7 protein-coding genes are annotated in these 8,780 nt (G+C 68.6%); 2 read left to right on the top strand and 5 right to left on the bottom strand.

The genetic code is table 11. The features are described from left to right. The 5 genes from lpdA to ACMUOO_RS15255 form a co-directional block, all read right to left on the bottom strand. Window positions 1–1,238: dihydrolipoyl dehydrogenase (gene lpdA, locus ACMUOO_RS15275; RefSeq protein ID WP_413855689.1), on the bottom strand; the 1,238-nt coding region annotated here is incomplete at its 3' end. A 75-nt stretch (window positions 1,239–1,313) separates the two neighbouring features. Beyond that, window positions 1,314–1,901, bottom strand: a complete 588-nt coding sequence (locus tag ACMUOO_RS15270; RefSeq protein ID WP_301919863.1) for a DUF924 family protein — start codon at window positions 1,899–1,901, stop codon at window positions 1,314–1,316. Between the two features lie 59 nt (window positions 1,902–1,960). Next, window positions 1,961–3,211 (bottom strand): MFS transporter, encoded by a 1,251-nt coding sequence (locus ACMUOO_RS15265; protein ID WP_301919862.1) that lies wholly within the window; start codon window positions 3,209–3,211, stop codon window positions 1,961–1,963. Between the two features lie 53 nt (window positions 3,212–3,264). After that, window positions 3,265–4,362 (bottom strand): tRNA preQ1(34) S-adenosylmethionine ribosyltransferase-isomerase QueA, encoded by a 1,098-nt coding sequence (gene queA, locus ACMUOO_RS15260; protein WP_301919861.1) that lies wholly within the window; start codon window positions 4,360–4,362, stop codon window positions 3,265–3,267. Then, window positions 4,359–7,640: an AsmA-like C-terminal region-containing protein gene (locus tag ACMUOO_RS15255; RefSeq protein WP_301919860.1), complete on the bottom strand. Its 3,282-nt coding sequence runs from the start codon at window positions 7,638–7,640 to the stop codon at window positions 4,359–4,361. The genes queA and ACMUOO_RS15255 overlap by 4 nt, the downstream gene beginning before the upstream one ends. A 128-nt stretch (window positions 7,641–7,768) precedes the next feature. Here ACMUOO_RS15255 and bcp point away from each other — a divergent pair, with 128 nt between their 5' ends. Next, a complete protein-coding gene (bcp, locus tag ACMUOO_RS15250; protein WP_413855688.1) occupies window positions 7,769–8,230 on the top strand; it encodes a thioredoxin-dependent thiol peroxidase in 462 nt (153 codons plus the stop codon). Window positions 8,231–8,247: 17 nt separating this feature from the next. Beyond that, window positions 8,248–8,780: ferritin-like domain-containing protein (locus tag ACMUOO_RS15245; RefSeq protein WP_413855690.1), on the top strand; the 533-nt coding region annotated here is incomplete at its 3' end.

Raw genomic sequence — 8,780 nt, 5'->3', positions numbered from 1 at the left:
ACCATGTGGGCGCCGAGAAGCTCGCCGTTCTTGGCGTCGAAGACGGTCTTGACCATCCCCTCGGGCTCGCCGAGCGCGATCGCCTTGCCGTTGCCGATGAAGGGGAAGCGGCCGACCTTCACCTGGTAGCCTGCCTCCTTCGCCTTCGCCTCCGTCAAACCGACCGAAGCCACCTGCGGATGGCAGTAGGTGCAGCCCGCGATGGAGTTGGGCTTGATCGGATGCGGATGGCCTCCGGCGATCAGTTCGGCCACCATGACGCCCTCGTGGCTCGCCTTGTGGGCAAGCCACGGCGCGCCGGCCACGTCGCCGATGGCATAGAGCCCCTCGACGCCGGTGCGGCAATATTCGTCGGTCACCACATGGGTGCGGTCGACCTTCACGCCGAGCGCCTCAAGCCCAAGACCCTCGACGTTCCCGACGATGCCGACGGCGGAGATGACGGTGTCGAACTCCTGCGTCTCGGTCTTGCCGTCCCGCTCGATATGGGCGGTCACGCCCTTGCCGGGTTTGCGGTCGAGCTTCTTGACCATGGCCTTTTCCATGATCTTCATGCCCTGCTTCACGAACTGCTTCCTGGCGAAGGCCGAGATTTCGGCGTCCTCGACCGGCAGGACGCGGTCCATCACCTCGACCACCGTGGTATCGGCGCCGAGCGTGTTGAAGAAGGAGGCGAATTCGATGCCTATGGCGCCCGAGCCGATCACGAGGAGCCGCGATGGCATCCGCATGGGCTGGAGGGCGTGCTTGTAGGTCCAGACGAGATCGCCGTCGGCCTCGAGCCCCGGCAGTTCGCGCGCCCGCGCCCCGGTGGCGATGACGATGGCCTTCGAGGTCAGCTCCTCGGTTCCCTTGTCGGTCGTTACCGAAACCACGCCCTTCGTCGGCAGCACCGCCTCGCCCATGAAGACCGTGACCTTGTTCTTCTTCATCAGGTGGCCGATCCCGCCCGACAACTGCTTGGCCACGCCGCGGGAGCGTTGCACCACGGCGCCGAGGTCGAAGCCGATGCCCTCGGCCTTGAGCCCGAAGTCCTTGGCGCGGTGCATCAGGTGGAAGACCTCGGCCGACCGCAGAAGCGCCTTCGTCGGGATGCAGCCCCAGTTGAGGCAGATGCCGCCGAGATGCTCGCGCTCGACGATGGCTACGTTCAGCCCCAGTTGCGCACCCCGGATCGCGGCGACATAGCCGCCCGGACCGGCCCCGATCACGATCAAGTCGAAAGCCTTCGCGGTCATGCCGTTCCTCCCTGGCGAAATGTAGTTTAATATTAAACTATTTTCCATCGCCGTGCAATCCACCTCGGCGGACGACTACTCCGCGCCCTTATCCGCCTGAAGTTGCTGCACGATCCGGCCGTACCCGCCCGAATCGAGAAAGGCACGTTCTTCTGCCGTGCTGGAGCGGCCGAGCGCGGCGTTGCGGAAGGGGAAGCGGCCAAAGCGGCGGATTACCTCGGCATGGGCGCGGGCGTGCAGGTGGTATCCGGCGCCATGCTCCGGCATCCGGTCCGCCATGAGCCCGATCGCAAGCTCCTGATCCCCCATGTCCTCGGAATGTTCGAAGGGCATGTAGAAGAAGACCCGCTCGGGCTCCTTCACCGCCAGGTCCCAGCCGTGATCGAGAGCCATTCGCGCGCCCGCCCGGGCGCGGGCGTCGGTGGCGAAGGCGCGCGGGTCGCCGCGGAAGAGGTTGCGCGGAAACTGGTCGGTCAGGACCAGATAGGCGAGCGCTCCGCGCGGCCCGTTCAGCCAGAATTCCCTCTCGCCGCGATCTGCCGCCTCCCAGGCGGGCAGGAAGCGCTCGCGGATCTCGGCGTCGGTCGTGTCATCGGCGGCATACCAGCCGCCCTCGCCGACATCGTGCAACCAGAATGCGAGGATGGCCTCCGGTTCGGACATCGTCCCCTCCCTCTTCGTCACGAGTCCATGGTCGCAGGTTGCCGCCCCGAAGGCCAGCGTCAAGGCGACGGCGTGGCCTCGGATTCTTGCTTGGCCTCCATGACCGCCTCCACGGCGATGGCGCCCGCCGACGGCGACAGCGGCGCGAACCCGCCGGTCTGGCCGCGCAGGGCGACGCGGCGGCGCGTCATGCGCCAGGCACAATAGGCCGCGAGGGCGAAAAACAGCACCGCCATCAGCAGGAAATAGCCATTCGGGCCGACCCACGCCATGATCCGGCCGGTGATCAGCGGCCCGCCGATCGCGCCGAGCCCGTTGATGAAGAGAAGCCCCGCCGAAGCCGCCGCCATGTCCGAGGAGTCGAGAAAGTCGTTGGTATAGGCCACGAGGAGCGAATAGAGCGGGTTCGAGATGCCGCCCATCAGCACGGCGACCGCGATGAGGCTCGCAAATCCGAGATCGAAGACCGTCGCCCAGAGCATGACGACGCCACCTAACGCCGAAAGCCCGAGCACGAGCTGTCGCCGTCCGATCCGGTCGGAGGCCCAGCCGATCGGATACTGGAAGACGAGCCCGCCGACATAGATCGCGGCCACGAAGATCGATATCTCGCGCACGTTCAGCCCCTCGGCCGTGCCCCAGACCGCCGACATGCCAAACTGGGACGCGAAGACACCGCCCAGCAGGAACATCCCGACGCAGCCGAGCGGCGAGGCGCGGTAGAGGGCGCCAAAGCTCAGGCGCTTCGTCGTCTCGAATGCCGGGGCCTGGCTTGCCGTCAGGAGGATCGGCGTGAAGGCGAGCGAGACGAGCACGGACGGGATGACGAATAGGATGTAACCTGAGGGGTCGCCGAAGTTCAGCAGCGCCTGCGCCGCGATGATGCCGATCATCTGCATGATCATGTAGAGCGACAGCGCCTGCCCCCGCGTCTCGTTCGTCGAGGCGTTGTTCAGCCAGCTTTCCGCGGTGATGTAGACGCCCGAGAACGAAAATCCGATCAGCACCCGCATCGCGGCCCAGGCGATCCAGTCGGGCGCGGCGGCATACATGATGAGCACGGCCGAGATCATCGAGCCGAGCGCCGCGAAGACCCGGACATGGCCCACGCGGCGGATCATTTCGGGCGTCATCCGGCTGCCGAAGAGGAAGCCCGCGAAATAGGCGGCCATGACGTAGGACATCTCCGTCGTGGTGAAGCCCTCGATGCCCCCGCGGATGCCGAGCAGCGTGCCCTGCATGCCGTTGCCGAGCATCAGCAGCATCATGCCGAGAAGGAGGGCCCAGGAATTGCGAAGGACGGTCAGCATCAGAGGGTTCTTTCGTTCACACCCTGGCAATCTGGCAGAGTTTCGGGCCCCTGTCAGGCCCCGCCCGGAGCTTCCGCCGCCCTCTCGCCGCGGCCGGGCAGGAGGAGCGAGGCGTCGCCGTAGGAAAAAAAGCGGTAGCCATGGGCGATCGCATGGGCATAGGCCCGCGCGATCCGCTCCTTGCCCATCAGCGCCGAGACGAGCATGAGCAGGGTGGACTTCGGCAGGTGGAAGTTGGTCATCAGTCCATCGGTCACGCGGAACCGGTAACCGGGGTAGATGAAGATCTCGGTCTTGCCGCGCCAGGGCCGGACCCGACCCGAGACTGCCGCCGTCTCGATCAACCGCAGCGCCGTGGTGCCGACGGGAATCACCCGTCCGCCCGCCGCCCGCGTCGCGTTGATCTCGGCCGCGGCGGCTTCGGAGACCTCACCCCATTCGGCGTGCATCCGGTGGGTGGTCACGTCCTCGACCTTCACCGGCAGGAAGGTTCCGGCGCCGACATGAAGCGTGACATGGGTGAAGGCCACGCCGCAGGCGGCGAGGCGGGCGAGGAGGTCCTCGTCGAAATGGAGCGAGGCGGTCGGCGCTGCGACGGCACCCGATCGGCGGGCGAAGACGGTCTGGTAGTCCTCGGCGTCCCGCGCGTCCGGGGCGCGCAGGGCGGCGATGTAGGGCGGCAGCGGCATCTGCCCCGCCTCCGCGAGCGCCGCGTCGAAATCGGTCGCCGCGAGATTGAACGACAGTTCCGCCTGCCCCTCGGCGATCCCTTCGACACGGGCTTGCAGCCGGTCGGAAAACCGGATCGTCTCGCCCTCCTTCAGCTTGCGCAGGGGCTTCGCGAGCGCCGCCCAACGCCCGCCGGATTGCGGCTCCAGGAGGGTCACTTCGATCTTCGCCATGGACGGCCCCTGCGCCGTCATCCGCCGGCGCGTGCCCGAAAGGCGGGCGGGAATGACCCTGGTGTCGTTCAGGACCAGCCGGTCGCCGGGGCCGAGCAGGTCCGGCAGGTCGCTCACATGCAGGTCACGGAGCCGCTCGCCCCCGCCTTCAGCCTCCACGACCAGAAGCCGCGCGGCCGGGCGGGGGCGAACCGGGCGCGTGGCGATGAGCTGATCGGGCAGCTCGAAATCGAAGTCGGACAGCTTCATTGGTCCAGTTTCGGCGGCGCGGCCCGGAAGATGTCGCGGAACATCCCGGGCGTGAGGATCGAAAGCGGGTTGACGGCAACCCGCGGGTCGGCGGCAGGACCGGTCATGCGGTAATTGAAGCCGAAGAGCCCCTCGCGCCGCTTCGAGAAGATCTGGCCGATGCCGTTCAGCATGTAGATGGGCGAAATCGTGCCCTGCAGGTCAAGGACGGCGCCGTCGGCCCGATAGGTGCCGGCGCCCGAGATGCCGAGCGACGGGCCGATGGCCGACCCGTCGCGGATTTCCACCGCGTCGGGCGTCAGCCTGAAATCGCCCGAGACGTCGGAGAAGAGAAGCCCGGGGCCGTTGAGCTGCGCCAGAAGTCCGACGACCGAGATCGCGTCGAGAAGCTCGGCAAGCGCCGGAACCCCCGTGACGCGGAACTGACGGATCGTCAGGGTCCCGTCGTAGTCGCGCGCGGGACCGGACGGGCGCAGCGTGAGGTCGAGCCGCCCGCCGACCCCGCGGGTGAAGACACCCGCCGCGCGGAATGTTTGGCCGGCGTCATCGGACCGGACGCGCACCGCCGTGCGGCCCGACATCGGCACGACCGCACCCTGCACCGGTGCTTCGCCGTTCACGCGACCGGCGAACTCGCCGTTCAGCCCCCCCTTGGTGGTGAACGTGCCGCGGAACCCGGTCAGCGCGATGCCCTCGGTCACTCTCACGCGGTCGAGCGCGACGGTCAGCGGCCCACCACCCGCGGCGCCCTCGCCCGTTCCGAAGGTGGCACTGCGCAGGTCGACCTGCCCGCCGGTGACGCTGATCGCAAGCGGCCGGCCCTTGCCCTGGCCCTTCAGTTCAACCTGGCCCTCGAACCAGCCGCCGACCTTGGCGCGTTCCAGCCGGATCGAGTCGAGTCCGCCGTCAGGGGTCAGTGTCAGCGCGCCCTGCGCCTCCAGCCCTGCGGCCGAAAGAGCCAGCCGGTCGATCCGTGCGGGCTTGTCGAGCGCTCCTTCCACCGTGAAGTCCCCCGTCGTCGCAGGGGGCTTCGTCCAGCCGATCTCGGGAATCCTCAGCGCGAGGCCGGAAAGGTCCGAGGTCAGGCGGAAGGCGGGCGGCGCGTCCGCCGCAAGGTCCAGCGTGAACATGCCCTTGCCCTTCCCGGCGACCGACCCCTTCGGCAGCGCCACGGAGAAGGCTTCGAGCGCGCGCGGCGACAGTTCCATCGTTCCCTCGGCGCGGCTCCTGCCCTTGTCTGCTGGCGCGAAGCCCTGCCGCCAGCGGACATCCATCGGCACGCCCGAAAGCATCGCCGGGCCCCAGATCTCCAACCCCTCGCGATCGGCCCTGAGCTGGAGCCGCCCCGCCGTGAACTCGCGGCCCGGCGCGATGCGATCCGAGGTCACATCGAAAAGCTCCGCCGTCACCTGATAGCCCACGTCCTGCGGTGTAATTTTCGGCGCAAGCGTCAGATCGAGCAGCGTCACCGCCCGCGCCCGCCCCTCGGCGACATCGACCGGCCGGCCAGCCTTCTTCATGAATTCGAACGGCTTCTCGTCGAGAAGCGCGAGTGCGGCGGTAATCGTGCTTTCGGTCTTCAGCGTGAAGCGCGCCGGCGCGGGCTTGATGCGGAGGTCTGGAATCGACATGACCGACCCCGCCACGTCGATGATGCCTCCCTCGGGCGGCGTGACGTGGCCGCGATCCACCACCAGAGTGTAGGTGTAGTTGTCGATCGTGGCATAGCCCGCGCCATCCTCGATCGGCGGAAGCGTCCTGATGACCCGAACCTCGGTATCGCGGAACTCCCAGCCGAGGTGGAAGTGGGGCTCGGCCCCGGGCGACAGGCGGAAGGCCGCGTTCACGTCGAAAAGCTCGCTCGTCGCCACGTTCTCCTGCAACCAGGCGCGGGTCTTCGGCACCGCCGCCACCGGCCAGAGTGCGAGAAGCCGGTCGCTCGTGATCGCGTCCATGCCGGCGTCAAGCGACGCCGCCCAGCCCGCCGGCGCGGCCGCGAACTGGCCACGGGCCGTGATCCTCTGGTCGCCGTCGACGAGGACGAGCTGGCCGAGATCGAGCCGGAACGGATCGAGCGCAAGGCGGAAATCGAGCGCTCCCTGGTTGAACGCGACGGCATCGGCGAAGACGCCTTCCGGATCGGCCTGGAGATCGGTGATGGCGATCTGGCCGACAAGCGCTGTCGGAAAGGCGCCGGCGAAGTCCTTGAGCCAGGCCTTGGCCGAGGCCCGGACTTTCAGCGCCGGGCCGTCGACCACGATGTCGGAGAACCGCAACGCCGCCGCCGCGGGGTCGTAGCTCAGTTCGAACCGGGCGCGGTCGAAGCGCACCGGCTTGGTGCCGGGCGTGGGCTGCAGCGCACCGGCGCCGATCTCCAACGACCCGTCGAGCGCCGCATAGGCGCCGTCGGCAGATATCCCGCTTTGCAGCGCACCCGAGATCGGCGCGTCAAGCGCCCCGAGCCAGGCGAGCGCCGGCGACTGTGCGGCAAGGTCTCGCGCCGAGACATCGGTGACGCGCATCGAAACCGTCGCCTCCGTCGAACCCTTCACCGAGGCAAAGGCGATCTGCGCGCGCCCCCTGGGCTGCCCAGCCTCCTCCAGCGCGAAGCCGAGGTCGATGGAGAGGTCACGCTTGTCCTGGGTGAGCGTGAGCCAGCCGTCTGCCGCCGCCCACACCTTGTCCGAACGGTCGTCACGCAGGGTCAGGTCGAGACCGTCGACGGTGATCGTCTCGATTCCGTTGAGGACGGGGGCCTCGAAGGCGCGGTCGATGACGCCGACGATCTCCGCCGGCTCCAGCGACGTCGAGGCCCCGACGCCCTCTTGCCCCACGGCCACGTCGAGACTGCCGTCGGCAAGCCGTCGGAGCGCGATCTTGGCGCCGGTGATCGAAAGGCTGCGCGGCTCCAGCTTGCCGCGCAGGATCGGCTGCGCCTTCAGCGTCGTCCTGAGGTCCGGAAGCACGGCGATCCGCCGCCCGCCGGGCGCGAGCAGCTCCACCGCCCGCAATCGCACATGCGGCACGAAGGCCCGGTCCACCACGAGGTCCACCCCGCCGACGCGCGCCGAGGCGACGCCGCCGAGGGAGGCATTCGCCCGAGCCTCGACCCGCTCAACCACCCAGCGCGGGGCCGGGATGACCTTTCCCGTCAGTCCGAGCGCGATGTTGACAAGGATCAGCAGCGCGACCAGCGCGACCCCGAACCAGAGGCCGGGGTGGCGGACGTGCTGCGGCGCCACCACCGCCTCGCCCGCCCTGTCCTCGCTCTCGCTCATGACCCTGCCCTGCCTCGCACGCACCCGGCTGCGATCCCGCCTTGCGGCGGGCGCGCGGCCTCCCTTTATCTTTGCCGGGGCCCGAGTAAAACACGGAAAGCCCGCTGGAACGAGAGGATGGCGAAGAGATGCTCAACGAAGGCGATGCCGCACCCGACTTCACCCTGCCCCGCGACGGCGGGACGACCGTGATGCTGTCCGCGCTCGCGCCGCAGAAGGTGGTGATCTATTTCTACCCCAAGGACGACACACCCGGATGCACGACGGAGGCGCTCGACTTTACCCGGCTCGGGCCCGAGTTCGCGGCGGCGGGCGCCGTTGTCGTGGGCGTGTCGAAGGACAGCGTGAAGGCCCACGACAAGTTCTGCCGGAAGCACGCGCTCGGCGTCATCCTCGCATCGGACGAGGAGGGCGACACCTGCGAGCGCTACGGCGTCTGGGGCGAGAAGAGCATGTACGGCAAGACCTACATGGGAATCGAGCGGACGACCTTCCTGATCGACGGCGCCGGCCGGATCGCGCGCATCTGGCCGAAGGTGAAGGTCCCGGGCCACGCGGAGGCGGTGCTCGCCGCGGCCCGCGCGCTGTGACGCTCACGCTTGCGGAGATGGCGGTGGCGGTCCTGACCACCGCCGACGGCCGTGCCAAGACCGCGCTCTCGCACGCCCATGCCGCCGCGTGGCGCACGTCGCGCGAGGCGGGCGCCACGCTGCCCATAGGCCGCGCCGAACCGCCCACACGCCCCGCCCGGCCCACGCGGCCGGAACTTCTGCCCCCCCGCGACGTGCCCCGCCGCCGACCCGGCACGCGGGAAGGGCGCATCGCGCTCCTGCACGCTCTCGCGCATATCGAACTCAACGCGGTGGACCTCCACTGGGACATCGTCGCCCGCTTCGCCCATGTGCCGATGCCGCTCGGCTTCTACGACGACTGGGTGAAGTCTGCGGACGAGGAATCGAAGCATTTCAACCTTCTCTGCGATTGTCTTGAGAGCAGCGGCAGCTTCTACGGCGCCCTGCCCGCCCATGCCTTCATGTGGCGTGCGGCCGAGGACACGGCGCATGACCTCCATGGAAGGCTCGCCGTCGTGCCCATGGTGCTGGAGGCACGCGGGCTCGACGTGACGCCGGGGATGATCGG

The organism is Albidovulum sp., assembly GCF_041919395.1.
In the GTDB taxonomy this organism is placed as follows: Bacteria; Pseudomonadota; Alphaproteobacteria; order Rhodobacterales; family Rhodobacteraceae; genus Albidovulum.
Note: the sequence above shows the minus strand (reverse complement) of the source record. Positions and strands in the feature narration are given on the sequence as shown.